This is a genomic window from Rhodanobacter hydrolyticus (assembly GCF_044904645.1).
Map to the genome: position 1 here is coordinate 1,143,730 of NZ_JADIKK010000008.1, position 26,191 is coordinate 1,169,920.

At 64.5% G+C, this 26,191-nt stretch carries 24 protein-coding genes and 1 tRNA gene; 10 read left to right on the forward strand and 15 right to left on the reverse strand.

Annotated features, from left to right (window positions below):
• Window positions 1-59: 59 nt before the first annotated feature.
• From ISP25_RS07785 to ISP25_RS07810, 6 genes are all read right to left on the reverse strand, one after another.
• A tRNA-Ser gene (locus ISP25_RS07785) sits at window positions 60-152 on the reverse strand.
• Window positions 153-224: 72 nt separating this feature from the next.
• Window positions 225-425 carry a carbon storage regulator CsrA gene (csrA, locus tag ISP25_RS07790; protein WP_192154581.1) on the reverse strand — a complete coding sequence of 67 codons (201 nt, stop codon included), beginning with the start codon at window positions 423-425 and terminating at the stop codon, window positions 225-227.
• A 256-nt stretch (window positions 426-681) separates the two neighbouring features.
• Window positions 682-3,321: an alanine--tRNA ligase gene (alaS, locus tag ISP25_RS07795; protein ID WP_404612992.1), complete on the reverse strand. Its 2,640-nt coding sequence runs from the start codon at window positions 3,319-3,321 to the stop codon at window positions 682-684.
• A gap of 47 nt (window positions 3,322-3,368) precedes the next feature.
• Window positions 3,369-3,863: a regulatory protein RecX gene (locus tag ISP25_RS07800; protein ID WP_404612994.1), complete on the reverse strand. Its 495-nt coding sequence runs from the start codon at window positions 3,861-3,863 to the stop codon at window positions 3,369-3,371.
• 393 nt (window positions 3,864-4,256) lie between these two features.
• Window positions 4,257-5,291: a recombinase RecA gene (recA, locus tag ISP25_RS07805; protein WP_192154575.1), complete on the reverse strand. Its 1,035-nt coding sequence runs from the start codon at window positions 5,289-5,291 to the stop codon at window positions 4,257-4,259.
• A gap of 124 nt (window positions 5,292-5,415) precedes the next feature.
• A complete protein-coding gene (locus tag ISP25_RS07810) occupies window positions 5,416-5,925 on the reverse strand; it encodes a CinA family protein (protein WP_404612996.1) in 510 nt (169 codons plus the stop codon).
• A 74-nt stretch (window positions 5,926-5,999) separates the two neighbouring features.
• Here ISP25_RS07810 and mutS point away from each other — a divergent pair, with 74 nt between their 5' ends.
• Together mutS and katG are read left to right on the forward strand one after the other, a co-directional pair.
• Window positions 6,000-8,621 carry a DNA mismatch repair protein MutS gene (gene mutS, locus ISP25_RS07815; protein WP_404612998.1) on the forward strand — a complete coding sequence of 874 codons (2,622 nt, stop codon included), beginning with the start codon at window positions 6,000-6,002 and terminating at the stop codon, window positions 8,619-8,621.
• 162 nt (window positions 8,622-8,783) lie between these two features.
• Window positions 8,784-10,943, forward strand: coding sequence for a catalase/peroxidase HPI (gene katG / locus ISP25_RS07820; protein ID WP_404613000.1), 2,160 nt, complete (start codon window positions 8,784-8,786; stop codon window positions 10,941-10,943).
• Window positions 10,944-11,025: 82 nt separating this feature from the next.
• Here katG and ISP25_RS07825 read toward each other — a convergent pair whose 3' ends face one another.
• Window positions 11,026-11,604 (reverse strand): response regulator, encoded by a 579-nt coding sequence (locus ISP25_RS07825; RefSeq protein WP_404616284.1) that lies wholly within the window; start codon window positions 11,602-11,604, stop codon window positions 11,026-11,028.
• Between the two features lie 414 nt (window positions 11,605-12,018).
• Here ISP25_RS07825 and ISP25_RS07830 point away from each other — a divergent pair, with 414 nt between their 5' ends.
• Window positions 12,019-15,147: a TonB-dependent receptor plug domain-containing protein gene (locus ISP25_RS07830; protein ID WP_404613002.1), complete on the forward strand. Its 3,129-nt coding sequence runs from the start codon at window positions 12,019-12,021 to the stop codon at window positions 15,145-15,147.
• 148 nt (window positions 15,148-15,295) lie between these two features.
• On the opposite strand, the gene ISP25_RS07835 is transcribed toward ISP25_RS07830, so the two are convergent.
• Together ISP25_RS07835 and ISP25_RS07840 are read right to left on the reverse strand one after the other, a co-directional pair.
• On the reverse strand, window positions 15,296-15,880 hold the full coding sequence (locus ISP25_RS07835; RefSeq protein WP_404613004.1) for a dihydrofolate reductase family protein: 585 nt from the start codon (window positions 15,878-15,880) through the stop codon (window positions 15,296-15,298).
• A 28-nt stretch (window positions 15,881-15,908) separates the two neighbouring features.
• Window positions 15,909-16,544 carry a glutathione S-transferase family protein gene (locus ISP25_RS07840; RefSeq protein WP_192154565.1) on the reverse strand — a complete coding sequence of 212 codons (636 nt, stop codon included), beginning with the start codon at window positions 16,542-16,544 and terminating at the stop codon, window positions 15,909-15,911.
• Window positions 16,545-16,651: 107 nt separating this feature from the next.
• Here ISP25_RS07840 and ISP25_RS07845 point away from each other — a divergent pair, with 107 nt between their 5' ends.
• The 3 genes from ISP25_RS07845 to ISP25_RS07855 all read left to right on the forward strand — a co-directional run bounded on the left by ISP25_RS07845 (window position 16,652) and on the right by ISP25_RS07855 (window position 18,092).
• Window positions 16,652-17,242, forward strand: a complete 591-nt coding sequence (locus ISP25_RS07845) for a TetR/AcrR family transcriptional regulator (protein WP_404613006.1) — start codon at window positions 16,652-16,654, stop codon at window positions 17,240-17,242.
• An 89-nt stretch (window positions 17,243-17,331) separates the two neighbouring features.
• Entirely contained in the window at window positions 17,332-17,586 is a 255-nt protein-coding gene (locus ISP25_RS07850) for a hypothetical protein (protein ID WP_404613008.1), read from the forward strand.
• Between the two features lie 155 nt (window positions 17,587-17,741).
• Window positions 17,742-18,092, forward strand: coding sequence for a hypothetical protein (locus ISP25_RS07855; protein ID WP_192154561.1), 351 nt, complete (start codon window positions 17,742-17,744; stop codon window positions 18,090-18,092).
• Window positions 18,093-18,231: 139 nt separating this feature from the next.
• Here ISP25_RS07855 and ISP25_RS07860 read toward each other — a convergent pair whose 3' ends face one another.
• Together ISP25_RS07860 and ISP25_RS07865 are read right to left on the reverse strand one after the other, a co-directional pair.
• Window positions 18,232-18,780, reverse strand: a complete 549-nt coding sequence (locus ISP25_RS07860) for a response regulator (RefSeq protein WP_404613010.1) — start codon at window positions 18,778-18,780, stop codon at window positions 18,232-18,234.
• A 114-nt stretch (window positions 18,781-18,894) separates the two neighbouring features.
• The gene (locus ISP25_RS07865; protein WP_225578107.1) at window positions 18,895-19,311 is read right to left on the reverse strand and encodes an RNA-binding S4 domain-containing protein; all 417 of its coding nucleotides are present in this window, start codon (window positions 19,309-19,311) and stop codon (window positions 18,895-18,897) included.
• Between the two features lie 28 nt (window positions 19,312-19,339).
• Between ISP25_RS07865 and ISP25_RS07870 the strand changes: the two genes are divergently transcribed.
• Window positions 19,340-19,972 carry a trimeric intracellular cation channel family protein gene (locus ISP25_RS07870; RefSeq protein WP_404613013.1) on the forward strand — a complete coding sequence of 211 codons (633 nt, stop codon included), beginning with the start codon at window positions 19,340-19,342 and terminating at the stop codon, window positions 19,970-19,972.
• On the opposite strand, the gene ISP25_RS07875 is transcribed toward ISP25_RS07870, so the two are convergent.
• Window positions 19,969-20,874, reverse strand: coding sequence for an AEC family transporter (locus ISP25_RS07875; RefSeq protein ID WP_404613015.1), 906 nt, complete (start codon window positions 20,872-20,874; stop codon window positions 19,969-19,971). The two genes, ISP25_RS07870 and ISP25_RS07875, sit on opposite strands and share 4 nt — an antisense overlap.
• On the opposite strand from ISP25_RS07875, the gene ISP25_RS07880 reads away from it, so the two are divergent.
• The 3 genes from ISP25_RS07880 (at window position 20,788) to ISP25_RS07890 (ending at window position 22,930) form a co-directional block, all read left to right on the forward strand.
• Window positions 20,788-21,324: a hypothetical protein gene (locus ISP25_RS07880; protein ID WP_404616353.1), complete on the forward strand. Its 537-nt coding sequence runs from the start codon at window positions 20,788-20,790 to the stop codon at window positions 21,322-21,324. The two genes, ISP25_RS07875 and ISP25_RS07880, sit on opposite strands and share 87 nt — an antisense overlap.
• Before the next feature lie 249 nt (window positions 21,325-21,573).
• The gene (locus ISP25_RS07885; RefSeq protein ID WP_404613017.1) at window positions 21,574-22,068 is read left to right on the forward strand and encodes a hypothetical protein; all 495 of its coding nucleotides are present in this window, start codon (window positions 21,574-21,576) and stop codon (window positions 22,066-22,068) included.
• Window positions 22,069-22,336: 268 nt separating this feature from the next.
• Entirely contained in the window at window positions 22,337-22,930 is a 594-nt protein-coding gene (locus ISP25_RS07890) for a hypothetical protein (RefSeq protein WP_404613019.1), read from the forward strand.
• Between the two features lie 120 nt (window positions 22,931-23,050).
• Here ISP25_RS07890 and htpG read toward each other — a convergent pair whose 3' ends face one another.
• The 3 genes from htpG to htpX form a co-directional block, all read right to left on the reverse strand.
• Window positions 23,051-24,934: a molecular chaperone HtpG gene (htpG, locus tag ISP25_RS07895; RefSeq protein ID WP_404613021.1), complete on the reverse strand. Its 1,884-nt coding sequence runs from the start codon at window positions 24,932-24,934 to the stop codon at window positions 23,051-23,053.
• Between the two features lie 96 nt (window positions 24,935-25,030).
• A complete protein-coding gene (locus tag ISP25_RS07900; protein ID WP_404613023.1) occupies window positions 25,031-25,237 on the reverse strand; it encodes a hypothetical protein in 207 nt (68 codons plus the stop codon).
• 46 nt (window positions 25,238-25,283) lie between these two features.
• Entirely contained in the window at window positions 25,284-26,186 is a 903-nt protein-coding gene (htpX, locus tag ISP25_RS07905) for a protease HtpX (RefSeq protein ID WP_404613025.1), read from the reverse strand.
• Window positions 26,187-26,191: the final 5 nt, after the last annotated feature.

Consider the following 26,191-nt stretch of genomic DNA (forward strand, 5'->3'; position numbering starts at 1 on the left):
TGGGTAGACTGACGCAAGTCAAGAAAAAAGCCGCTATTTCAGCGACTTAGTTCATGCATTGGCGGAGAGAGAGGGATTCGAACCCTCGATAAGGCTTTTGACCCTATACTCCCTTAGCAGGGGAGCCCCTTCGGCCACTCGGGCATCTCTCCGGGATTTGGTGTCGCTGCGAGCCGGCAAGGATACCTGCCGGTCGACTCGGCGTAAAGCCCGAAGGCCGTGGATCAGTGGTTTTCGTCGCCGTGCCCAGTGCCCGGCTCGTGGCCGCTCTTGATGCGCTGGTAGATTTCTTCGCGATGCACGGCAACGTCCTTGGGCGCATTGATACCGATGCGCACCTGATTGCCCTTCACGCCCAGAACGGTGACGGTCACCTCGTCGCCGATCATCAGGGTTTCACCAACCCTGCGGGTCAGAATCAACATGGTTGCTGCTCCATTGGTTCCTGGTTCCAGACCTGCAGACGATGGCGCCTCACCCCTGAGCCTCCATCACTACAGTTCGACGATCGATCCGTCGAAGGCCCTACCGCCTTCCCGGCTCACCATCCCGGCTACCTGCCGCGGCAATCATTCATTGTCCGCAAACTGCAACCGTGGGGATTCGAACGATACTAACGAGCATCCATCCTTGGCGCAATGCGCACGAGTACGCCTTTACTCATCGCAATGAATACCCTGTTCAGGCCCTCAACTGGTCCGAAACCCACAGCGGCAGGCCCGCCAGGATCGTTGACAGGTCGGGCGCGTCAATGCCGCCGCCTTGCGCCATATCTGGCCGACCGCCGCCCTTGCCGTCGATCTGCTTTGCCACGTGCGCAACCACGTCGCCGGCCTTGATGCGGCCCAGCGCGCCGCCGTGCACGCCCGCGATCAACGAGACGCGACCGTCCGCCGCACCCGCCAGCAGGACCACGCAGTCGCCCAGTTGCTGCTTGAGCTGATCCACGCTGTCGCGCAAGGCCTTGGCGTCCAGCCCCTCCAACCTGGCGGCCACCACCTTGATGCCTTGGACATCCTGCGCGTCGCCGGCCAGCTCAGCCGTGGCGGATCCGGCCGCCTTGGCGCGCAGCGATTCCAGCTCGCGCTCCAGCTTTTTCTGCTTGTCGAACAACTGACGCAGCTTTTCGACGGCATCGTCGCCGCTGCTGGAAAGCAGGTGCGACAGCTCGCCGAGGCGACGCTCCTCGTCGCCCACGAAGGCCAACGCGCCGGCACCGGTGACCGCCTCGATGCGGCGTACGCCGGAGGCCACGCCGGACTCGGCCACGACCTTGAACAGACCGATGTCGCCGGTGCGGCCGACGTGGGTGCCGCCGCACAGCTCGGTGGAGAACTCGCCCATCTTCAGCACGCGCACTTCGTCACCGTATTTCTCGCCGAACAGTGCCATGGCGCCGAAGGCGATGGCGTCGTCGTAGGCCATGTGGCGCACTTCGGCGGCCGCGTTGCGGCGCACCTCGGCGTTGACCAGGGCCTCCACCTCGGCGAGCTCTCCACGGCTCAGAGGTTTGTGGTGGGCGAAATCGAAGCGCAGGCGCTCGGGGGCCACCAGCGAACCCTTCTGCGTGACGTGCGTGCCCAGCACCTTGCGCAGCGCGGCGTGCAGCAGATGGGTGGCGGAATGGTTGAGCACGATGGACTGACGGCGTGCGGTGTCAACCTGCGCGTCCACCACGTCGCCGGTCTTCAGCGGCTGCACGCCATGCCAGGTGCCGGCATGGCCGAAGAACACGCCGCCCATCTTCAATGTATCGGCCACCTCGAAGCGGCCGCCGGCTTGCGACAACGTACCGGTATCGCCCACCTGGCCACCGGATTCGGCGTAGAACGGCGTGCGGTCGAGTATCACGAAGCCCTGTTCGCCTTCGTCGAGCTGTCCGACCTGGCGGCCATCGCGCACGATGCCCAGCACCTTGCTTCCGGTCGCAGCCAAAGCGTCGTAGCCGAGGAAGACGGTGGGTGCGAGCTGGCTGGCGAGTTCCGCCGGCATCTGGCCCTTGGCCTCGAACTTGCCCGCGGCGCGGGCGCGCTCGCGCTGCTCGTTCATCGCCTGTTCGAAACCGGCCATGTCCACCTCGAGGCCGCGCTCTCGCGCGATGTCGGCGGTGAGGTCGACCGGAAAACCGTAGGTGTCGTACAGGCGGAACGCATCCACGCCGGCGATAGTCTTGCCGGAAAGCTTGCCGGCGACTTCGTCGAACACGCGCATGCCGTGTTCCAGCGTTTCGCCGAAGCGCTGCTCTTCGGTGCGCAACGCATCTTCCACGAAGGCCTGCTTGGCCCTCAGTTCCGGGTAGGCCTCGCCCATCTCCTCGACCAGCGGTTGCACCATCTTCCAGAAAAAGTCGCCGCGCACGCCAAGCATCCAGCCGTGGCGCAGGGCGCGACGGATGATGCGGCGAAGCACATAGCCACGGCCTTCATTCGACGGCAGCACACCGTCCACGATCAGGAAGGAGCACGCACGCACGTGGTCAGCGATCACGCGCAGCGACTGGTTGGCCAGGTTCTTCGTGCCCGTGAGTTCGGCCGCCACCTTGATCAGGTGCTGGAACAGGTCGATCTCGTAGTTGGAATGCCCGTGTTGCAGCACGGCGGCCAGGCGCTCCAGGCCCATGCCGGTGTCCACGCAGGGCGCGGGCAGTTTCGACAGCGTGCCGTCGGGCGCGCGATCGAACTGCATGAACACCAGGTTCCAGATCTCGATGTAGCGGTCACCGTCCTCGTCGGGCGAGCCGGGCGGGCCACCGGCCACGTCCGCGCCGTGGTCGTAGAAGATCTCGGTACACGGACCGCAGGGGCCGGTGTCGGCCATCTGCCAGAAGTTGTCGGAAGCAAACGGCGCCCCCTTGTTGTCGCCGATGCGCACGATGCGCTCGGCCGACACGCCGACTTCCTTGTGCCAGATGTCGTAGGCCTCGTCGTCGGTGTGGTAGACGGTGACCCAGAGCTTTTCGGGCGGCAGCTTGAGCACCTGGGTGAGCAGCTCCCATGCCCAGGTGATCGCTTCGCGCTTGAAGTAGTCGCCGAACGACCAGTTGCCCAGCATCTCGAAGAAAGTGTGGTGGCGCGCGGTGTAGCCCACGGCATCCAGGTCGTTGTGCTTGCCGCCCGCGCGCAGGCAGCGCTGCACGTCGGCCGCACGCACATAGGAGAGCTTTTCGCTGCCCAGGAACACGTTCTTGAACGGCACCATGCCCGAGTTGGTGAACAGCAAAGTCGGGTCACTGGCCGGCACCAACGACGCGGAGGGCACGATGGTGTGGCCTTTCGCGCGGAAAAAGTCGAGGAAGGTCGAACGGATGTCGGCGGTTTTCATTCGTGACGGCAATGGCTGCGAGGAGGCACGCCGCTACTCCGCCGCGATCAAGTCTCCTCGTCGGCTTCGTCCACTTCGGCGTGGGTCGCATATCTTACCGTGGCGGCGGAAAAACCGCGCCGCAGGAGGAATTGCGCCCTCTTCCCCTGCTCCTCGCGATCCGCGGCGGCCTTACCGCCGTAGCGGCGGCGTAGCTGGTTGACAGCGCTCGCCTGCCAGTCCACTTCGGATTCGTCCAGCAGGCGGCGGATCGCCGCATCGGCCAAACCGTGGGTTTTCAGCTCCATGCGGATGCGCGCGGGGCCGTAGCCTTGCGAAGCGCGATTGCGCAGGAGCATGGCGGCGAAGCGTTCATCGTCCTGGTAATGCTGCTCGCCCAGCTTGGCCAAGGCTGCGTCAGACTCTTCGCCGGCGTAGCCACCCTGATCCAGCTTGCGGCGGAGTTCGCGTTTCGACTGCTCGCGGCGGGCCAGCAGGCCCAGTGCCTTGTCGTAGGCGCTGGAGCGCGGTTTGCCGGTGTTGTCGCTCTGCTTGCGCTTCATGGGAGCTTGCCGTATCGCCAAATTCGGCATTTGCCCCAGGCTAGCTCGCCTGCGGCGGACTTTCGAACGCCTGCCGCAAGCGACAGGGCAGTTTCGGCCGCCTGCCAGCGTCCGAGTTCCTTCTTTAGCTGGCGCACGCCACCGCAGGAGCGGCGGCGAACAGCGAAGCCGGCCCGAAGGGCAGAGGGCAGAGCCTGTCCCGGACTCGATCCGGGAATGCCCCGAGTCAAGAGAAGGAACCAGGAGAAGTGGCCTGACTTGACGTCGGACCTACGAGCAGGCTGTGTCGAGGACTTCGGATCGACTCACAGCGATACGACCTGCCATGCGGCCACACCGCGCCGTATCTGAAGACCGAGGATTGCGCCTCCGCGGGGCGGAGGCGCAATGCGATCAGGCTTCTTCCAGCGCCTCCTCGGAGGCCGAAGCCTTGCCTGCATTGCTCACCAGCAGGCGGACGCGCAGCTCGGCGTCGATCTCGTTGGCGACGGCGGGGTTGTCCCTGAGGAACTGGCGGACGTTTTCCTTGCCCTGGCCGATGCGGTCGCCCTTGTAGCTGTACCAGGCGCCGGACTTGTCGATCAGGTTCTGCGCCACGCCCAACTCGATGATCTCGCCTTCGCGCGAGGTGCCTTCGCCATAGAGGATCTCGAACTCGGCCTGGCGGAACGGCGGCGCCACCTTGTTCTTGACCACCTTGACGCGAGTCTCGGAACCGATGACCTCTTCGCCCTTCTTCACCGCGCCGGTGCGACGGATGTCCAGGCGCACCGAGGCGTAGAACTTCAGCGCATTGCCGCCGGTGGTGGTTTCGGGGCTGCCGAACATCACGCCGATCTTCATGCGGATCTGGTTGATGAAGATCACCAGGCAGTTGGATTTCTTGATGTTGGCGGTGAGCTTGCGCAGCGCCTGGCTCATCAGGCGGGCATGCAGGCCGACGTGGGAGTCGCCCATCTCGCCTTCGATTTCGGCCTTGGGCGTGAGCGCAGCCACCGAATCCACCACCACCACGTCCACCGCACCGGAACGCACCAGCATGTCGGCGATTTCCAGCGCCTGTTCGCCCGTGTCGGGCTGGGAGACCAGCAGGTCGTCCACGTTCACGCCCAGCTTCTGGGCATAGGTGGGATCGAGCGCATGCTCGGCGTCGACGAAGGCCGCGGTGCCGCCGTTCTTTTGGCAGTTGGCGATCACCTGCAGGGTGAGGGTGGTCTTGCCCGAGGATTCCGGTCCGTAGATTTCGACCACGCGGCCGCGCGGCAGGCCACCCACGCCCAGCGCGATGTCCAGACCCAGCGAACCGGTGGACACGGTTTCGATCGCCTCGTTGGTGCGATCGCCCATGCGCATCACGGCACCCTTGCCGAACTGCTTTTCGATCTGGCCGAGGGCAGAGGCGAGCGCCTTGCGCTTGTTGTCATCCATCGTCTTGGTTCCGGTTGGCTGCGAATGTGGGGCCATGATGCCCGGGCTGCATCTCACGGGCTGCGATCACGGCGAACATGAAGTATCCCACACCGGTCAAGCCTTACCGTCGGCAGGCAACGCCTCACTCGGTCAGGGTTTTCCGCAGGCCGGCGAGCGCGGCGGCCACGGTCTGGCGGCGCACCGCTTCGCGGTCGCCGGTGAACTGGAACAGTTGTGCATGGGCATAGCCACCGCGCCGCTTCCAGGCGATCCAGACGGTACCCACCGGTTTGTCCGCGGTGCCGCCGCTGGGGCCGGCGATGCCGGTGACTGCCACCGTCACACCGGCGCCGAAACGGGCCAGCGCGCCGGCAACCATCTGCAGTGCGACCTCCTCGCTCACCGCGCCGACACGCTCCAGCGTGCGCGGATCGACACCCAGCAGCGCCTGTTTGGCCTCGTAGCTGTAGGTCACCACGCCGGCGGCGAACCACACCGAGCTGCCCGGCAGGTCGGTGAGCGTCTTGGCGATCCAGCCGCCGGTGCACGATTCGGCGGTGACCAGCATCAGCCGCTGGCGCTGGGTCTCGTCCGCCACTGACTGCGCCAGCCCGCGCAATTCGGCATCGGTAGGAACAGACGACAACTCCATGCGAGACTCCCGCTCTTCAAGACCGGCACGTTAACGCGGATCGGCCACCCTGTTCCACCCACGCGCAATTACGCATGAGCCAAGACGATCTCTCCCTGCACACCCCGCTGATGCGCCAGTACCTCACCGCGAAGGCGGCGCATCCCGACGTGCTCCTGTTCTTCCGCATGGGCGATTTCTACGAGCTGTTCTACGACGATGCGCGCAAGGCGGCACGGCTGCTGGACATCACGCTGACCCAGCGCGGGCAGTCGGCGGGTGCACCGATCCCGATGGCGGGCGTGCCCTACCACGCGGTAGAGAACTACCTGGCCAAGCTGGTACGCCTGGGCGAGTCGGTGGCGATCTGCGAACAGATCGGCGACCCGGCGCTGGCCAAGGGCATCGTGGAGCGCAAGGTGGTGCGCGTGGTCACGCCGGGCACGGTGACCGACGCCGCGCTGCTGGAGGAACGTCGCGACAACCTGCTGCTGGCGATCAGCGCGGGCGCGAAGGACGGCTACGGTCTCGCCTGGGTGGATCTCTCCAGCGGCCGTTTCTTGCTCAGCGAAGTACCGGGCGCCGAAGCGCTGGCCGCGGAACTCGCGCGCCTGCAGCCGGCCGAGACGCTGGTGGACGAAAGCGTGGCCTGGCCGAAGCTGGTTTCCGCACTGCCCGGCCTGCGCAAGCGGCCCCCATGGCATTTCGAGAGCGACGCCGCACGGCGCGAACTCAACCGCTTCTTTGGCACGCGCGACCTCGGCGGCTTCGGCGTGGACCAGCTGCCGCTGGCCATCGGCGCCGCCGGCTGCCTGCTCGGCTACGTCGAGGAAACCCAGAAGAGCGCCCTGCCGCATCTCAGCGGCATGGCCGTGGAATTCGCCGGCGAGACCATCGCGCTGGATGCCGCCACGCGCCGCAACCTGGAACTCGACACGCATCCCAGCGGCCGCACCGAACACACCCTGCTCGGCGTGCTGGACGAAACCGTGACGCCGATGGGCGCGCGCCTGCTGCGCCGCTGGCTCAACCGGCCGCTGCGTTCGCGCGCGGTGCTGCGCGCGCGCCATCAAGCCACCGGCGCGCTGATCGACAACCGCCAGTACGAGGCATTGCGCGATCAACTGCGCGGCATCGGCGATCTGGAGCGCATTCTCGCGCGTGTGGCGCTGCGTTCGGCAAGGCCGCGCGATCTCTCCACCTTGCGTGATGGCTTGTTGGCAGCGCCCGTAATCAGTGCGCTCATCCATGAGTGCGAAGATCAAGAAGCGGCCATCCATGGCCGCACTCTTCAACAAGAGCCCGCTCCGTTGCTGCAATCGCTGGTGAAGCGTATCGGCGACCACGCCGACAATGCCACCCTGCTTGCAGGCGCCATCGTGCCGCAGCCACCGGTACTGCAACGCGACGGCGGCGTCATCGCCGACGGCTACGACGCCGAGCTGGACGAATTGCGCCGGCTGTCCACCCACGCCGACCAGTACCTGGTGGAACTGGAAGAACGCGAGAAGACTGCCAGCGGCATCCCCACGCTCAAGGTGGGCTACAACCGCGTGCACGGCTACTACATCGAGATCAGCAAGGCGCAGTCGGACAAGGCGCCTACTCACTACACGCGCCGCCAGACCACCAAGAACGCCGAGCGCTACATCACCGAGGAGCTCAAGCAGTTCGAGGACAAGGTACTCAGCGCGAAGGAACGTTCGCTGATGCGCGAGCGCGCGCTGTACGAGGCGCTGCTCGACACGCTTACCGGGCAACTGGAACCGCTGAAGCAGGCTGCCGCCGCCATCGCGGAACTGGATGTGCTGGCCACGCTGGCCGAGCGCGCCGAGACGCTGGACTGGGCAGTGCCAGAACTCGCCGACGAACCCGGCATCGCCATCGAGCGCGGCCGCCACCCCGTGGTGGAAAAGGTCCGCCAGGAACCGTTCGAGCCGAACGACCTCGCCCTCGACGACGCCCGCCGCATGCTGGTCATCACCGGCCCCAACATGGGCGGCAAGAGCACCTACATGCGGCAGAACGCACTGATCGTGCTGCTCGCCCATATCGGCAGCTACGTGCCGGCCAGCCGCGCCGTGATCGGTCCTGTCGACCGCATCTTCACCCGCATCGGCGCGGGCGACGACCTTTCGCGCGGCCAGTCCACCTTCATGGTGGAGATGAGCGAAACCGCCAACATCCTGCACAACGCCACTGCGCACAGCCTGGTGCTGATGGACGAAGTGGGCCGCGGCACCAGCACCTACGACGGCCTAGCGCTGGCGCGCGCTGCAGCGGTGCATCTGGCCGCAACGAGCCGGGCCTTCACGTTGTTCGCCACACACTATTTCGAGCTGACCGAACTCGCCAACGAATTTTCCGGCATCGCCAACGTGCATCTCGACGCCGTCGAATACGGCGAGCAACTGGTGTTCATGCACGCAGTGAAGGAAGGCCCCGCCAACCGCAGCTTCGGCCTGCAGGTGGCAGCACTGGCCGGCCTGCCGAAGGCAGTGATCGCCGATGCCCGGCGCACGTTGGCGGAACTGGAGCACGGCATGCATGCGCACGTCGGCGCACCGGCACCTGCCGCCGATGCCTCGCCGCAGCTCGGCCTGTTCGCTCCGCCGGCGCCCTCGGCGGTGGAACATGCGCTGGATGCCATCGACCCCGATACGCTGGCGCCGCGTGACGCGCTGGAAGCGCTCTACCGGCTCAAGCAGCTGCGCTGAGAGCGGCATCGACACCTCTCCATCACGGCCTGCCCGACATACTCGCGGCTTCACGCCAGGCGATAGTCACGCACTATCGCCGGTATTGGAATATTCGAATTCCACGAATGGCTGGAGCTGCGTAGATTGGTTCGGGCCACCCCACGCACGAGGAGAGAGCCCATGTCCGCCGAAGCGAAGTGCCCCTTCCACCAGACGATCACCGGGACCACCAACCGCGACTGGTGGCCGAACCAGTTGCGGCTCGACCTGTTGAGCCAGCATTCCGAAAAATCCAGTCCGCTGGGCAAGACGTTCGGTTACCGCGACGAATTCAAGAAACTCGACTACACCGCGCTGAAGAAGGACCTGCTGGCGCTGATGACCGATTCGCAGGACTGGTGGCCCGCCGACGGCGGCAGCTATGCCGGCCTGATGATACGCATGGCCTGGCACAGCGCCGGCACCTACCGCGTCGGTGACGGGCGCGGCGGCGCGGGGCGCGGGCAGCAGCGCTTCGCCCCGCTCAATTCGTGGCCGGACAATGTCGGCCTCGACAAGGCGCGCCGCCTGCTGTGGCCGATCAAGCAGAAATACGGCCAGCGGATTTCCTGGGCCGATCTGATCGTGCTGGCCGGCAATGTCGCACTGGAATCCAGCGGCTTCCGCACCTTCGGCTTCGCCGCGGGACGCGAGGACGTGTGGGAACCCGACCTCGACGTGTCCTGGGGCAACGAAACCGAATGGCTGGCGGCGAGCGGCACGCCAGGTAGCCGCTATTCGCACGGCAAGCCCGGTGAGCGAGCGCTCGACAATCCGCTGGGCGCCGTGCAGATGGGCCTGATCTACGTGAATCCGGAAGGCCCCGACGGCAACCCCGACCCGCTCGCCGCCGCACACGACATCCGCGAGACCTTCGCGCGCATGGCCATGGACGACGAGGAAACCGTGGCGCTGATCGCCGGTGGCCACACCCTCGGCAAGACCCACGGCGCCGCGCCGGCCAGCCACGTCGGCGACGTGCCGGAAGCCGCCTCGCTGGAGCAGCAGGGCCTGGGTTGGGCCAGCACGTTCGCCAGCGGCAAGGGCAAGGATGCGATCGGCTCCGGCTTGGAAGTCACCTGGACGCGCACGCCGTCGCAATGGAGCAACGACTTCTTCAAGTTCCTGTTCGACTTCGAGTGGGAGCTGGAAAAGAGTCCGGCCGGCGCGCATCAGTGGGTCGCCAAGGGCAGCGACGCGATCATCCCCGGCCCTACCGCCGATTCGCCGAAGCGTCGACCGACCATGCTCACCACGGACCTGTCGCTGCGCTTCGATCCCGCCTACGAAAAAATCTCGCGCCATTTCCGCGACGATCCGCAGGCGTTCGCCAACGCCTATGCGCGCGCGTGGTTCAAGCTGACCCATCGCGACCTCGGCCCCAAGGCGCGCTACCTCGGTCCGGAAGTGCCGACGGAAGATCTGCTCTGGCAAGACCCGCTGCCCAAGGCCACGCATCACCCCAGCGCCGCCGACATCGCCGACCTCAAGGCGAAGATCGCCGCCTCAGGCCTCAGCGTGTCGCAACTGGTTTCGCTGGCCTGGGCTTCGGCCTCCACCTTCCGCGGCGGAGACAAGCGCGGCGGCGCCAACGGCGCGCGCATCCGGCTGGCTCCGCAGAAGGACTGGGCGATCAACGCGCTGGCCATCCAGGCGCTGCCGAAGCTGGAAGAAATCCAGAAAGCCTCCGGCAAGGCTTCGCTGGCCGACGTGATCGTGCTGGCCGGCGGCGTGGGCATCGAGATGGCGGCCAAGACGGCGGGCATCGCCGTCGAGGTGCCGTTCTCGCCGGGCCGCGTGGATGCCGTTGCCGAACAGACCGACGTCGAATCCTTCGGTTATCTGGAGCCGTATGCCGACGGTTTCCGCAACTACCTCAAGGCGAAATCGGATGTCCCTGCCGAGCATCTGCTGATCGACAAGGCGCAACGGCTCACCCTGACCGCACCGGAGATGACCGCATTGGTCGGCGGCCTGCGTGTGCTGAACGCCAATCATGACGGCAGCACGCACGGCGTGTTCACCGGCAACCCCGGCGTGCTCAGCAATGATTTCTTCGTCAACCTGCTGGACATGGCCACCGAATGGAAACCAGCCGGCGACCTGTTCGAAGGCCGCGACCGCAGGACCGGCGTGACGAGGTACACCGGCACCCGCGTCGACCTGGTATTCGGCTCGAACTCGGTGCTGCGTGCGCTGGCCGAGGTCTACGCCAGCTCCGATGGCAAGGAGAAGTTCGTGCGCGACTTCGTGGCAGCGTGGGCCAAGGTCATGAGCCTCGACCGTTTCGATCTGGCCTGATCTGCGGCGCGGCGTTGCAGATAAAGAAACCGGCGTCACGCGACACCGGTTTCCTTTTCCATTGCCTGGCGACCCGAGGCGCCTATGAATTGCCAAGGACCGGCGGCGCCGCGTGCGCTTCGTCCGGCATCGCGATATCGGGAATCGCATCCCATTCGGCCTGGCTCACTCCGTGCGGCAGCCCGGGCTCCGTGGTCGATGTGCGCGCCGGCAGGCGCCCGGCCACCACCAATTGGCAAATGCGCTCGAACACTTCCTCGCGACCGAACGGCTTCTTCATGAAGTCGTCGGCGCCGTAACGCTGCACGTAGAACTGTTCGGTAGCCTGCACGTTGCCGCTGATCATCACGATGGGAACATGCTGGGTGGCGGCCTCGCGCCGCAGGGTACGCAACACCTCGAAGCCGGACATGCCAGGCAACACGATGTCGAGGAAAATCAACGCCGGCTGCTCGCTCCGCGCCAGCGCCAGCGCGGCTTCGCCATCTTCGGCCTTGAGCACCTCATAGCCGTCCTGCGCGAGCATCTTGCCCAGCACCGCGCGAATCGTCGCGGAATCGTCCACCACCAGCACACGGGTGGCCACCGGCGCACGCACGCGAGGCTCGCTGAGGCGACGCTCGCTGCCAACCAGCCGCTTGAACAAACCAAAACCAGCCATCCCCTGCCCCTTCGCGAACACCTGCATCCGCGTCAAGCCAGTTTCCGTGCCGGCATGGGATAGCGCAAGTTGCGGCCTTAAGTGGGGGCATCGCGGCAACGCGCTCCCGCGGCCTGGACCGTTGACGCCGAGCCGGCATCGCCCTCAACGAAAGGCAAAGTCCAATAATCGGAAGATATATATGCTTTCACAAAGTTTTGTTATTTGCTTTTTCCTTTCGATACTCGTAGGTTCGGTTTGCCCGAGGTCAGTCAAGGGGTGCCTCTCAACGAGGCGGATGCTCCGGGCAATTCCAGGCCAGGGACTGGTCCCGTTCGCCTGGCTTTTCCAGCGCGAAGAGAAACGTGCTGGGTCAGATGGCAATCCGACCATCGCAACCGAACCAAACAGCAGTTTGGCCATGAGGGGTATTCGATGAATAGCAAGCAGCAAGCGTCGTCGCACCACATCACACGCCGCACCGCACTGGCCGCGGCCATCGCGATGGGGGCAAGCCTGTCCGGGCAGGCACTCGCCCAGGCGACCACCGGCACCATCTTCGGCAGTGCACCCACGTCCGGCACCACCGTGCAGGTCATCGGCGGTGCGGGCTTCAACCGCACCGTGCCGGTCGACAGCACCGGCCACTACTCGGTGACCGTGCCGGTCGGCGACTACACGGTCAACCTCATCCAGAACGGTGCCGTGGTGCAGACGCACAACCACGTCAATCCAAGCGCAGGCGGTGCTTCCGAGGCCGACTTCGCGCAGCCCGGTGACAAGGACACCAGCACGCTGAGTTCGGTAACCGTGACGGCGAACGCGCTGCCTGCGATCGACGTGACCTCCACCAGCCAGAACCTGACCATCACTTCGCAACAGTTGACGCAGTTGCCGCTGGCGCGGAACTCGGGGGCCATCGCCCTGCTGGCGCCGGGTACCATCTCGGGCGCATCCATGCTCGGCGCAGGCCCCACCGGCGAGCCGCTGGTTTCGTTCGGCGGCTCGTCCATCGTCGAGAACGCGTACTACATCAATGGCTTCAACACCACCGACCCGCTCAGCAACACCGGCGGCATCACGCTGCCCTACGGTGCCATCGACCAACAGCAGACGCTGACCAGCGGCTACGGTGCCCAGTACGGTCGTTCGGCCGGCGGCGTGATCAGCCAAGTGGGCAAGAGCGGCACCAACGACTGGCACTTCGGTGGCCAGGTGCTGTGGCAGCCGGCCTTCGCGCAGAGCAGCGCCGACAACATCTACTGGAACAATCCGCTGAGCACCACGTCCGGCGAGGAGTACGGCGATCTCGAGCAATACCGCCAGGCCAACAGCAGCTGGAACACGGTCTACGACGCCTATCTCGGCGGCCCGCTGATCAAGGACACGTTGTTCATGTTCCTGGCGGCCGAGGTCGACAAGACGCAGGGGCAATCGGTGGGCACCGTGAACGCGGGCAACATCGGCTACTACAAGGACAGCGATCCCAAGTTCTACGGCAAGCTGGACTGGAACATCAATTCCAGCAACATCCTGTCGCTGACGAGCATCTACAACTCGGCGCAGAACACCCCCGAGCAGTACTACAACTACGACAACACCACGCGCACGGCGAACTCATTCGAGACCGAAGGCGATCGTTCCAAAACCGCCTTCAAGATCTGGATCGCCAAGTACACCTCGTACATCACCGACAACCTGACGCTGAACTTCCTGTACGGCAAGATGGACGGCACGTATTACACCGGCTACCCGGGCTACGACCCCAGCCTGACCTATGTCGGAGGCACTGCCAACGAAAACCCGGCCTACCTGTCGTGCGCCTCCTGCTACGTCCACAATTCGAGCCTTTACCTCAATCTGAACAACCCGGCCCACCGTTCCGAGGTGCGAAATCTGCGTCTGGATCTCGATTGGAAGCTGGGCAACCACGATATCCAGTTCGGCATCGACAACGACACCAGCATCGACAGGGACGACGGCGTGTCGATGAGCGGCCCGGGCTATTCCTGGAGCTACGGGCAGACCGGCGCGCCCGGCGCCGACATCATCCAACTCAATGGTGTCGGAACGGCCGGACCGGGTACGCCCTGCGCGAACAACAGCGCGGGCTGCTACGTGGAAAAATACGTATTCACCAGCAGCGCCTCGGTGGAGGTGATGCAGCGTGCGGAGTACATCCAGGACAACTGGCAGATCACGCCGAATTTCCTGCTGAACCTCGGCCTGCGCGACGATCAGTTCACCAATTACAACCCTGAAGGCGAGGCCTATCTGCGCCTGACCAAGCCGCAGTGGGCGCCCCGCATCGGCTTCAGCTGGGACGTGTTCGGCGATTCCAGCATGAAGGTGTTCGGCAATGCCGGCCGCTACTACCTGGCGATGCCCACCTCCGTGGCGCTGCGCGAGGCCAGCGACCCGCTGTACACGGAGCAGTTCTACACCTACTCGGGCATCAACGCCGACGGCACGCCGGTCAATCCGGTGCTGGTGCCGAACACCTTCCCGAACAACACCTACTACGTCAACAGCGAAAACGGCACGTCGATCCCGGCCAAGGAGACCACCTCCGCGAACCTCAAGGCGGAGTACCAGGATCAGTTCGTGCTGGGCATGCAGCAGCAATTCAAGATGTTCGACCAGAGCTGGGTGTACGGCGCCACCGGCACCGTCAACAAGCTGGGCCGTGCCATCGACGACTGGTATGGTTCCGAAGGGGCGAATACCGCTGCCATCGAACGTGCCGCCGCAGCGCAGGGAGTCACCATCGACCCGAGCGCCATCCTCGGCAGCCTGCTGATCAATCCGGGCGTCGCCAACACCCTGAGGATCGCGAACGGCAGTGGCGGCTATAGCGAAGTGAAACTGAGCAACGCGGATTTCGGCTTCCCGCAGCTCAAGCGCAATTACTACTCGCTGGACCTGTACCTGGAGCATCCGTTCGACGGCAAGTGGTACGGCAAGATCGACTACACCTTCTCGCGCAGCTACGGCGACACCGAGGGACCGGTGGAGTCGAACATCGGCCAGGGCGGCAGCTCGCAGTCGATCACCGAGCAGTGGGACTTCGCCCAGATCATGTCGTATGCCAACGGGCTCCAGGCGAACGACCAGAAGCACCAGTTGCGCCTTTACGGTTCGTACCAGATCACGCCGGAGTGGAGCGTCGGCGGCACCTACCGCATCGCCTCGGGCACGCCGATATCCTGCCTCGGCTTCTACGGTCCCAACCAGAGCGATCCCGGCGGTTACAGCTCGTCCTACCACTGGTGCAACGGTGTACCGACGCCGGCCGGAACCACCGGTTTCACGTCGTGGACGCATCAGTTGAACCTGCAGCTGGATTACCGTCCGGCCTTCGCCAACCACAAGCTGGATTTCCAGTTGCAGGTCCACAACGTGTTCAACGAGCAACACGTCACGCAGTACTACGGCCAGTACAACCAGGGCTTTCCCACCGTTGAGAACGGCAAGGTGGTCACCTCGGTCAATCCCCAGTACCTGTTGCCGTACAGCCTGGAAAGCCCGCGCTACGTGCAGTTAGGCATCACCTACGACTATTGATGCTCCGTTCGAACCAGGCAGACAAGAGGGCCGTCAGGAAATCCCTGGCGGCCCTCTTCGCATGCAAGCTCGAAATCGAAAATCCCCACACGCAGCTCCTTCGCCAGTGCTTGTGCCGTTATGGCGGCATGAACGCAAGCATGCAACCTCAACGTTCCGCGGCGCGCGCCTGCGGTTCGTAGCAGATCAGCATGTTGCCGTTGCCAAAGCGCCGCGACTGGACAAGACGCAAGTCCATGGCGCCTTCGAAGCCGCCGAACAGCGACCTGCCGCGCTTGCCAAGCACGATCGGGATGATCACCAGCTGGTACTCGTCGATCAGCCCGGCGTGCCCCAGCGAAGCCACCAAACGGCCGCTACCGAGGATCACCAGGTCTGCTCCGGGTTCCCGTTTGAGCGTCTGCAGTCGCGACACTGCATCGCCTTGCAGCAGTGTGGTGTTGTTCCATTCGGCCTCATCCAGCGTGTGCGAGCAGACGAACTTCGGCACCGCGTTCATGCGTTCGGCCACCAGCGGTTCGTTCTGCGCCGCCGCTGGCGAGGGCCACCAGGACGCCATCATCTGATAGGTGACGCGCCCGAACACCAGTTCGCCGCCACTGCCTGCGTTGCCCTGCACGAAAGCATCCCACTCCGCGTCGCGTTCCCGCCGGTGGGTCCAGCCGAAGTCGCCGTCCGTGCGGGCGTAACAACCGTCCAGCGTCACCATTTCGAATGCAATGAGTCTGCGCATAATGGATACCCGGATGATGTGAATGGGATCAGGCCGCGGCGCCGACGGCAGTCGTGCTCGGGAAGGGTTCACGCCACGCCGGCATGGCCTGCAACTGCCTATGCCAGCGCGCAAGATGTTCGAAGCCCTCGAGCGGCAAGCGGGCTTCCTTCGCCCAGCCCAACGGAGTGGAAACGGCGAAATCCGCCACGCCAAGCCGGTCGCCCACCAGCCATTCGCGCTTGGCCAGGTGCGCGTCGAGGACGGCCGCGAAATGCCGGAAGAACTTCTCGGCCTCCGCCACGGCGGCCGCATCGGGTTCGCCCAGGCCCAGCCAGGGCTTGATCAGATGCTCGAAATACAGCGCACCGCCGTGCCGCAGGAAGTGCGCCTGGTTCCAGGACAGCCAGCGCAGCACCTCGACCTGCAGCGTAGGAACGGTTGGCCACAGGTCCGAGCCAGCCAGCGTCGCCAGATGCACCATGATCGCGTCCGCCTCCCACAGGTGCAGCTCGCCATCGACCAGCAGCGGCACCTTGCCGTTCGGATTCAGCGCGAGATACGGCGGCTGGCGGTGCTCGCCGCGCGCGAGATCGACACGCACATAGTCGACCGGCGATTCGAGATACCGCGCCACGGCACAGGCTCGGCGAGGGTTGAAGGTCTCGGCGTAGTACAGCTTCATGGGATGCTCCTCGGTGATGGAGGAGCACAGTCTGCGTCGCATCTATATATGTTCAAGAACATATTCAGCCTCGGCGCTACGCTGTGCCGGTACCGGAGGAGACCGCCATGCCATATAGCGCCGAACACAAGCAGCAGATCCGCTCACGCATCGTCGAGTGCGCCCGTGTGCTGTTCAACCGCAAGGGTTTCACCGAGGTCTCGATCGACGAGATCATGGCCAGCGCCAAGCTCACCCGCGGCGGCTTCTACAACCACTTCCGCACCAAGGAGGAACTGTTCGTGGAAGCGGTTGCGGCCTACCAGGACTTCAACCCGGCCGATCGCTGGCCGGAGCTGAACTTCGATTCGGGGCGTTGCGGGGCGGCATTCGCCCGCCAGATGGTCGACGTCTATCTCTCCCGCGAACACCTGGACGACATCGAGGGGCACTGCCCGATGATCGCCCTGCCGTCCGACGTGGCGCGCGCCAGCCCCGGCGTGAAACACGCTTATCGCGGATTGCTGGAACGCATGGCCGGCATGTTTGCCCAGAGCGCCGATGCATCTGCCGACGCACACGTCGCTCGGCGGCACGGACTGGCCCTCGCTGCGCTGTGCGTCGGCGGCATGGTTCTGGCACGCACAATCGAGGACGACGCTTTCCGCGAGGAAATACGTGCGGCAACGCGTGCCACGGCACACGACCTGATCGACTGAACCACGCGGCGCCGCAGGTTTCTCGGACTTCCTCCGCTCGCTGGCGCCACCGGAACGCTTAAGGCCGCCATGCCGGGCACCTCACCGGCATGGCAAGGATCGCAATCCGCCTGCGCCCTCACTTCGACCGGACACGACAGCCGTTCCGGCTCCACCCACGCCTCGACGCCGCCCCGCGCTTCGGCGTGACCGAATGGCTTCTTATGGAAGGGTCACTGCGACATTCGCCGCCTGCCGTCACCGGCACAGACAACGAAAGCTATGCGCAAACTGAACCGAACAAAATCTTCACCGGAATGGCTGTCAACACCGATGGCAGCGGCTCGTTATCGGCAACTGCGTGAGTCAAGGGCACCCGATGGGGCAGGATGCGGGAGGAATCCATCGGCTAGACAGTGAAAATGCTGGCCCACTCAACGCATGTGTGCTGCTTTCCCCGGCAACGGCGAAGCGGCGGATACCACTACAGCAAATCCGCTCACTCGAAGGAAAAATTGCCATGAATGCAAAGTCGAAGATTGCCCTGTTTGGCCTGGTCATCGGCGCCGCCATGATTTCCGGCCAGGCGATGGCGCAGACCACCCCGCAGACCGATGTGCCGGGCCACCCGCGCGTCAACGAGGTCAACAACCGCCTGACCAACCAGCAGAACCGCATCAACAACGGCCTGAAGAACGGCACCATGACGCAGAAGCAGGCCGCCCGCGACGAATCCCACGATGCGAACATCGCGCGCCGCGAAAGCGTGGACGAGGCCAAGCACAATGGCCACCTGACCAAGCAGGAGCAGAAGAACCTCAACCGCTCCGAGAACCGCGACAGCCGCCACATCTACAAGCAGAAGCATTGAGTCCCTGCCGTCGCCTGATTCCGGTCCGTTGCCCGCAAGGGCGGCGGACCGGAATGCAATGGCGGTGACCTGTCGGAAAAAAAGCCCGAGGGCCTGTGTCCCCCGGGCTTTTCGCTGTCGACAAAACCTGCGTTGTCGGTCAGGTGGCCAGGCTGGCCAGACCAGCCACGTGGACGCCCTTCTGCAGGTCTAGCGCGGCGGCCCGCTCGAATGCGACGTCGCGCGCCGGCAACCGCCCCGAACGGACCAGTTGGTCGATGCTGCTCGTTACGTCGTTGCGGCCGAACGGCTTCTTGATGAAGTCGTCGGCGCCGAAGCGTTGCGCGTAGAACTGCTCGGTGGCCTGGGGATTGCCGCTGATCATCACGATGGGTATATGCGCGGTGCGCGCATCGTGGCGCAACGCCCGTAGCACGGCGAAGCCGTTGATGCCCGGCAGCACGATGTCGAGGAAGATCAGCTCGGGCGCCTCGGCTCTGGCCAGTTCCAGCGCGCGTTCGCCGTCGGCGGCCTTTTGTACCGCGTAACCGTCCTGCTCCAGCATGCGGCCAAGCACCGCGCAGATCGTCGGCGAGTCGTCCACCACCAGCATGCGCATGCCCTGCGTTGCTTGCCGCCGAACTTCCGGCCGTTGCGCCGAATCTCCGGCACCACCCAGCCAACGCTTGAAGAAACCCATGCCGTTCATTGCGATGCTCCCCTGGCTACGCCGAGTCGGATTGCGCTTGAGCGCCTACCGACATTGCCGCGCATGGTGCGGCAGAGTTTCCGCACAATCTGCGATGCACTGCTCAGGGACGACTCAAAAGCTGCCCGGATCGTCTTTAAAGCGACGCAGTTCACGGCGCGCGTGCTTGTCCGGCCGCTGACGCGGCGCCTGCGTGCCGACCAGGCGACGTTGCTCATGCCGCGCCTCACGCGCGAGGCGGCTCGTCTCGCTCTCGCGGTACAACGCCTGCGCCGTGCTGGCCGGCCCACGCTTGTCGGCCAAGGCCAGCACTTCGATTTCCAGCTTTTCCTCACCGCGGCTGATCTTCAGCAGATCGCCCGCACGCAAGGACTTCGCCGGTTTGCAACCACCGCCATTGACGTCGATCTTGCCGCCGTCGATAGCCTGCTTGGCGAGGCTGCGCGTCTTGAAGAAGCGTGCGGCCCACAGCCACACGTCGGCGCGCATCTCGGTCGGATCATCGGCATGGGTGGCTTTCATCGATGGCATTATCGCCCGATCCCCGCGGAGCCCAGCCATGGCCGACAGTCGGAATTCACGCTTGCTGCTCTATCTGCTGGACCTGGCAGGCGTCGCCGTGTTCGCGGTCAGCGGCGCGCTGACCGCAGCGCGCACCGGCATGGATCTGCTGGGCGGGCTGGCACTGGCGACGATCACGGCGATCGGCGGCGGCACGCTGCGCGATCTGTTGCTGAATCGCCATCCGATCTTCTGGATACGCGATGCGCGCTATCTCGTGGTGATCGTGGCGGCCGCCCTGCTCTCCATGCTCTGGAGCGCCTGCCTACCGCCGCTGAGCCACGCCCTGCTGGTGGCCGATGCGCTGGGCCTGGCCCTGTTCGCCATCAGCGGCGCGCAGGTGACCGAGGCCGACGGGCACTCGCCCATCGTGGTGGTGCTGATGGGCACCATGACCGGTGCCGCCGGGGGCATGCTGCGCGACATGATGATTGCGCAGGTGCCCCTGATCTTCCGCCAGGACATCTATGCCAGCGCAGCCGTCGCCGGGATCGTGGTCTATCTGCTGTTGAAAGCCGCCGGTCTGCGGTCACGCTGGGCCATCACCGCTGGCGTGCTGGTCATTCTTGGCCTGCGCATGGGTGCGGTGCTCTGGGGTTGGCATCTGCCGCGGCTGCATCCCGTCGGTTAACCTGCCGGCAACCACAGGTTCATCAGCGGCACCGTGAGCAGCGACAGCACGATGCCGGCACCCAACACGGTGTTCGCCAGCTCCGGATCCAATCCATGCTCGTCGGCGAGGATGGCCGCGGAAATCATCGGCGCCATCGCGGCCTGCAACACGCCCGTGGTCAGCACCAGACCGTTCACCCCCGCGGCCGCGCCCAGCAACCAGCACAACGCTGGCGCCAGCAGCAGTTTCCAGCCCAGTCCGCAGACCAACGGTCCAAGCTGGTGGCGGACCGCTTGCAAGCGGAACTGCAGGCCCACCGAGAACAGCGCCAAGGGCGTCAGCGTGCCGCCAAGCGAATGGAGCACGCCCGCGAGCGGACCAGGCCAGCCGCCCAGCAAGCCGATCACCACACCCGCCAGCAAAGCGAGGAAGGCAGGAAAGACCAAGATCCTGCGCACGACCTGCCATGGCTCGGCAGCACGCCCCGCATATATGCCGGCCACCAGCACCCCGGCCGAGGCGAGCAAGGGGAAACAGCCGAGCTGGTCGGCCACCACGGCCAGCGCCAGCCCTGCCTGCCCATGCAACGCCTGCAGCATCGGATAGCCCATGAACGAGGTGTTGCCGAATCCACACACCAGTACCAGCGCGCCGATGCGCCCGCGCGACCAGCCCAACCGTCGCCCCAGCCAAGCGAACAGCAGCCATGCGCCGAAGAAGGCCACCCAGGTCGCCACCACCGGAAACCACAGTTGCACATTGGGTTTCACCGCCGGGATCAGTTCCAGCACCAGCGCCGGCAGCGCGATGTTGATCACCCACCAGTTCAAGCCATGCACGATCCCGGCCGGCGGCTGCGCGAGACGACGCACCACCGCGCCCAGGGCCAGACAAACGAACAACAGCAGCAGGGCACTCATCGGCTAGGCTTCGCAGGAACCAGCACCGCATTAGACGGGATCCCGCCAAACACCGGAAGGCCGTCGTACAAGGCGTTGGCATGCGAAAATAAGCCATCTCCGCACCACCATGCCTGCATCATGAATTCCAAGCCTTACGATTTCCGCCAGTTCCAGGCCGAGCTTTCCGCGCTCGACCAAGGCAAACCCGAGCCAAAAGCCGAGCCAAAAGCCGAGCCAAAGCCCGAAGCCAAGCCCGAGCCGAAGGCCAAGCCCCTGGGCAAGAAGGCGGCGGAAGCTGCACGCGTCGCCCGCGCCCGCGAGGAGTTCCTCGCCCTGCGTGAGCGCTACCAGTTGAGCGTGGGCGACGTGGTGGCCTTCTTTCCCGAGGAGGAAGGCATCGCTTACCTGCAGCAGCTGCTGGTTGCATCCGAGCGGAAACCGCGGAAACGAAAGAACGCTTCAACGTGAAAGACCAAGACTAAATGTCGAGCCCATCGACGATACTCCCATGCCTATATTCTCGGCAGTCGCACGGGCTCGTTTCATCAAGATGAGCTCCTGCTGACTCTTCGATAGCAAATCCCTCAATTCGCATCGATGTCGCTTCTTCGCAAATATTTAGTGCACTTGACTTAGCGTAGAGTGGCACGTAGAACGTCCAATATTCATTGGATGAAGGGGATGCGGATGAGCACTCGAACGCAGTTGCTGTCCCTCATGACCATCGCGCTGCTGAGCGGCACCAGTGCCGTTGCCGCCGACTCGACGCCAACTCCTCCAGATGTCCCGAGGATCGAGTCGGTGCTGGTGCAAGTGGATGCGCAGGGCAAGGTCACTGAAACCTCACCGGCTTATGCACTTTCGCCATCGCTCACCCAATTGCTGGATGCCAATGTGAGGCAAATGATCCGCTCTCCGGGAACCGACAAGAACGGCAAACCGATACCCACTCAGTTTCTGATGAATCTGTCGCTGGAGAGCAAGCCAAACAGCGCGGGCGGGTACGATGTGCATTTCGCCTACGTCTCGAGCAAACCCCTGCCGTTTGGTTCTTGGTATTGGACGCGACTCCCTGACGACCGTGTGGAGTTGGCCAACGCGGCGTCCCCCTCTTCAAGGGACTCGACGACTGAGGAGGCCCCGCCACCGTCCAGCGCGGGCTCCCGCTCCTCCTCCCCACCATCCAACTCATCGCCAGGCAGCCATCACTAGGGTCTAGTGATCGGATATATCCGCAAGAAACTCATTGCACGCGACGCACTGCCGCTGCCCGCGCTATGAAGCCTTTCCCGAGGCGGAAGACGTCGCTTGGCAGTGGTAACTGCCGGTGGCTTCGGGAAGGAACCCGCCGAGCAGGAAAGTTCCAGCGGGGTGAAGCTACGCTGTCGGACCTATCGCAACCACTCTTCACGCCGGGTCGCTTGACCCGGTTCGCGGAGCAGCGTAGATAGGCGCTATCCATTGTCACAAGGAGACTGACATGAGGATGCAACTGCTTTCTGCCGCAGCCGTCGCCCTGCTGGTCAACACGGGCGCCATCGCCAACGACCTGATGACGCTCAACCCGTTTCCGCATCGGGTGGAGCCGGTACTGGTGCAGGTAGATACCCACGGCAAGGTTACCGAAGCCTCGCCGGCCTATTCGCTTCCCCCGAAGATGGGCCGCCTGTTGAACACCAACTTGGGTGAGATGATCCACGCGCCTGCCATCGACAAGAGCGGCAAGCCGATACCGAGCCAGTTCGTGATGAATGTGGCCCTGCAGGCCAAACCGAGCGGCGCGGGCAATTACGAAGCCCACTTCGCCTATGTCTCGACCGAGCCCGTGCCGCCGGGCAGCTGGTATTGGGTGCATCTCGATGGCGACCGTCTTGCGCTGGCCAGCCGCGACCGCTTCCCGAGCGGCAGGCGCTTCATGCCTATGGAGCATTACCACGGCGGCTACCAGCCAAACTACCGGGGCAGCAATCGGCCTTCGCCGGCCACCGCCACGCCGGCGGTCCAGAACGCGACCTACAACAGCCCGAATACTTCGAATACCTCTTCTTCGTCGCAGTCCAGCCATACACGGTGAGTCCGTGCAGGCAGACAGGAATCGCACGCAGCGATTTCGGGCACCTGCCAAGACGATGGTGATCACAACAAAAAGCCCGTCGCGAGCGACGGGCTTTTTGTTGTGCGGAATTCCACGCGCTCAGGCGTTCAGCAGCACCCGGTTCATGCGCTGCACGAAAGCCGCGGGATCGGCCAGCTGCGCACCAGCGGCGATCTCGGCCTGCTCCAGCAGCAACGTGGCCAGATCTCCAGCCTTCGCCTCGTCCGTTTCGCTCTCGACGCGCTTGAGCAAAGCGTGCTGCGGATTGATCTCCAGCGTGGGCTTGCTCTCGGGCAACTCCTGTCCGGCTTCGCGCAACAGGCGCGCAAGGTGCGGGGCCATCTCGTAATCGCTGAGCGCGAGGCACGAGGGCGAGTCGGTGAGCCGTGCTGAGACCTTCACATCGCCCACGCGATCGCCGAGCAGTTCCTTGAGCTTCTTGAGCAGCGGCTCGGCCTGCTTGGTGGCTTCTTCCTGTTTCTGCTTGTCGGCCTCATCCAGCGGCAGCTCACCCTTGGCGACGTTGCGCAGCTTCTTGCCTTCGTACTCGCCGAGGTAGCCGACCATCCATTCGTCGATACGGTCGAACATCAGCAGCACTTCGATGCCCTTGGCGCGGAACGCTTCGAGTTGCGGACTGCCGGCGGCGGCGACGTAGCTGTCGGCAGTGATGTACCAGATCGCGTCCTGGCCCAACGTCATGCGGCCGATGTAGTCGTCCAGCGATATCGTCTGTTTCGCGCCATCACCTTTGGTGGAGGCGAAGCGCAGCAACTTGGCGATGCGCTCGCGGTTCGTCGCGTCCTCGCTGATGCCTTCCTTCAGCGTGTTGCCGAAGGCCTTGCAGAAGGTGACGAACTTTTCCGGCTCGTCCTTGGCAAGCTTCTCGATCAGGTCCAGCACACGCTTCACGCAGGCTGCCTTGATGCGCTCCAGCTGGCGGTTGTGCTGCAGGATTTCGCGGCTGACGTTGAGCGGCAGATCATCGGCGTCCACCACGCCGCGCACGAAGCGCAGATAGTTCGGCAGCAGCTCCTCGGCCGCGTCCATGATGAAGACGCGCTTGATGTAGAGCTTCAGCCCCTTGCGCTCGTCGCGTCCGCCCATCATCAGATCGAACGGCGGTTGCTCGGGGATGTACAGCAGCGTGGTGAAGCTCTGGCTGCCTTCGACGCGGTTATGCGTCCAGGCCAGCGGATCGTTGAAGTCGTGGCCCAGCGACTTGTAGAAACCGATGTAGTCCGCGTCGCTGATCTCCGACTTCGGCTTGGTCCACAGCGCGGAGGCGTCGTTGACGGTCTCCCACTCGCCCGTGGGCTTGCCGTCCCCGTTCTTGTCGGACTCGTCCTTCGGCATGCGGATCGGGAAAGCCACGTGGTCGGAATACTTGCGGATCAGCGACTTCAACTGCCAGGCCTTGAGGAACTCGTCCTCGTCGGCCTTGAGGTGCAGGATCACCGCCGTGCCGCGCCCGGCCTGTTCGACCTGCTCCAGCACGTACTCGCCCTTGCCGTCGCTTTCCCACTTCACGCCCTCGCCTGCCGGGGCATCGGCGCGACGGGTGAGCACGGTGACCTTGTCGGCCACCACGAAGGCGGAATAGAAGCCCACGCCGAACTGGCCGATCAGGCGAGCATCGGCCTTCTGCTCGCCGCTCATCGCCTCGAGGAAGCGACGCGTGCCCGAGCTGGCGATGGTGCCGATGTTCGCCACCACTTCCTCGCGCGTCATGCCGATGCCGTTGTCGCGCACGGTGATGGTGCGCGCGACTTCGTCCCAGCTCACGTCGATGTGCAGTTCGCTGTCGCCACCCAGCAGTTCGGGCTTGCCCAGCGACTCGAAGCGCAGCTTGTCGCAGGCGTCCGAGGCGTTGGAGATCAGCTCGCGCAGGAAGATCTCCTTGTGCGAGTACAGCGAATGGGTGACCAGATGCAGCACCTGGGCGACTTCGGCTTCGAATTTGCGGGTTTCGGTAGTGGTCATGGAGGCAGGATTTCAAAAAGTAGCGTTAAAGAATATCGACCTGATTTTCACGTGGTTACGTTGCAGGTCGCCAGCAGGAGCCCGGCATCATGACGGTCATCCATAGACCTTGATGCCAAGCCAGATGAACAGCAATCCACCGATGACGTAGGCGATGCCCGCCCAGACGGCAGCGATTCCCGTGTAGGTGGTTTTCGGACCCAATCGCCATCCGTCGGTCAGGCTTTTGACAACGATCCCACGCACACCAATCGCCACAAGGGCGACCCCTGCCCAAACAAACAAAGTCCCGACTTTACTCACGACACGCCCCCCTTCTGGCACCATGTGGACGGCAGACTGGCAAGCATCAGGCGTGCGGCGTCGCGTTCTGCAGCGCTGCGATGCGCTCGTCCAGCGGCGGATGGCTCAGGAATAGACGCTGCAAGCCGCTGCCCATGCGATCGGAGATGCCGAACGCGGCCAGGGTCTTGGGCAGGGTGTTTTCGCCGTGGTCGGCCTGCAGCCGCTGCAGCGCGGAGATCATCGCGCCGCGGCCGGCCAGCTTCGCGCCGGCGGCATCGGCGTGGAATTCGCGCCAGCGCGAGAAGGCCATCACGATCATCGAGGCGAACAGGCCGAACACCAACTGCAGCACCATCACGGTGACGAAATAGCCGATGCCCGTGCCGCCGCGATTGTCGTCGCGACCGCCGGACAACCAGCTGTCCACCAACCGGCCGACCACGCGCGCGGCGAGGATCACCAGGGTATTCAGCACGCCCTGGATCAGGGTCATGGTCACCATGTCGCCATTGGCGACGTGGCCGACCTCGTGGCCCAGCACGGCAGCCACCTGCTCGCGATCCATCTGCTGCAGCAGGCCGGTGCTCACCGCCACCATGGCGCTGTTCTTGCTCATGCCGGTGGCGAACGCGTTCATTTCCGGAGCGTCGTAGATCGCCACTTCGGGCATGCCGATGCCGGCGTTCTGCGCGTGTTGGCGTACGGTGTCCAGCAGCCAGCGCTCGGTTTCGTTTGCCGGCTGTGCGATGACCTGGGCACCGGTCGTCATCTTGGCCATCCACTTGGACATGGCCAGCGAAATGAAGGCGCCGCCCATGCCGAACACCGCGGCATAGATCAGCAGGCCGGTGCTGCCGCCAAACCCTTGGGTGGCGGCCATCTGATCCACCCCGAACAGGTGGCAGACGATGCCGAGCAGCAACAGTACGGCGAGGTTGGTACCGAGGAACAGGATGATGCGGCGCATGGCTG

Coding starts and splice junctions, on each gene's coding strand:
- csrA (WP_192154581.1), bottom strand. CDS start 425: ATGTTGATTCTGACCCGCAGGGTTGGTGAAACCCTGATGATCGGCGAC.
- alaS (WP_404612992.1), bottom strand. CDS start 3,321: ATGAAAACCGCCGACATCCGTTCGACCTTCCTCGACTTTTTCCGCGCG.
- ISP25_RS07800 (WP_404612994.1), bottom strand. CDS start 3,863: ATGAAGCGCAAGCAGAGCGACAACACCGGCAAACCGCGCTCCAGCGCC.
- recA (WP_192154575.1), bottom strand. CDS start 5,291: ATGGATGACAACAAGCGCAAGGCGCTCGCCTCTGCCCTCGGCCAGATC.
- ISP25_RS07810 (WP_404612996.1), bottom strand. CDS start 5,925: ATGGAGTTGTCGTCTGTTCCTACCGATGCCGAATTGCGCGGGCTGGCG.
- mutS (WP_404612998.1), top strand. CDS start 6,000: ATGAGCCAAGACGATCTCTCCCTGCACACCCCGCTGATGCGCCAGTAC.
- katG (WP_404613000.1), top strand. CDS start 8,784: ATGTCCGCCGAAGCGAAGTGCCCCTTCCACCAGACGATCACCGGGACC.
- ISP25_RS07825 (WP_404616284.1), bottom strand. CDS start 11,604: ATGGCTGGTTTTGGTTTGTTCAAGCGGCTGGTTGGCAGCGAGCGTCGC.
- ISP25_RS07830 (WP_404613002.1), top strand. CDS start 12,019: ATGAATAGCAAGCAGCAAGCGTCGTCGCACCACATCACACGCCGCACC.
- ISP25_RS07835 (WP_404613004.1), bottom strand. CDS start 15,880: ATGCGCAGACTCATTGCATTCGAAATGGTGACGCTGGACGGTTGTTAC.
- ISP25_RS07840 (WP_192154565.1), bottom strand. CDS start 16,544: ATGAAGCTGTACTACGCCGAGACCTTCAACCCTCGCCGAGCCTGTGCC.
- ISP25_RS07845 (WP_404613006.1), top strand. CDS start 16,652: ATGCCATATAGCGCCGAACACAAGCAGCAGATCCGCTCACGCATCGTC.
- ISP25_RS07850 (WP_404613008.1), top strand. CDS start 17,332: ATGGCAAGGATCGCAATCCGCCTGCGCCCTCACTTCGACCGGACACGA.
- ISP25_RS07855 (WP_192154561.1), top strand. CDS start 17,742: ATGAATGCAAAGTCGAAGATTGCCCTGTTTGGCCTGGTCATCGGCGCC.
- ISP25_RS07860 (WP_404613010.1), bottom strand. CDS start 18,780: ATGAACGGCATGGGTTTCTTCAAGCGTTGGCTGGGTGGTGCCGGAGAT.
- ISP25_RS07865 (WP_225578107.1), bottom strand. CDS start 19,311: ATGCCATCGATGAAAGCCACCCATGCCGATGATCCGACCGAGATGCGC.
- ISP25_RS07870 (WP_404613013.1), top strand. CDS start 19,340: ATGGCCGACAGTCGGAATTCACGCTTGCTGCTCTATCTGCTGGACCTG.
- ISP25_RS07880 (WP_404616353.1), top strand. CDS start 20,788: ATGCACGATCCCGGCCGGCGGCTGCGCGAGACGACGCACCACCGCGCC.
- ISP25_RS07875 (WP_404613015.1), bottom strand. CDS start 20,874: ATGAGTGCCCTGCTGCTGTTGTTCGTTTGTCTGGCCCTGGGCGCGGTG.
- ISP25_RS07885 (WP_404613017.1), top strand. CDS start 21,574: ATGACCATCGCGCTGCTGAGCGGCACCAGTGCCGTTGCCGCCGACTCG.
- ISP25_RS07890 (WP_404613019.1), top strand. CDS start 22,337: ATGAGGATGCAACTGCTTTCTGCCGCAGCCGTCGCCCTGCTGGTCAAC.
- htpG (WP_404613021.1), bottom strand. CDS start 24,934: ATGACCACTACCGAAACCCGCAAATTCGAAGCCGAAGTCGCCCAGGTG.
- htpX (WP_404613025.1), bottom strand. CDS start 26,186: ATGCGCCGCATCATCCTGTTCCTCGGTACCAACCTCGCCGTACTGTTG.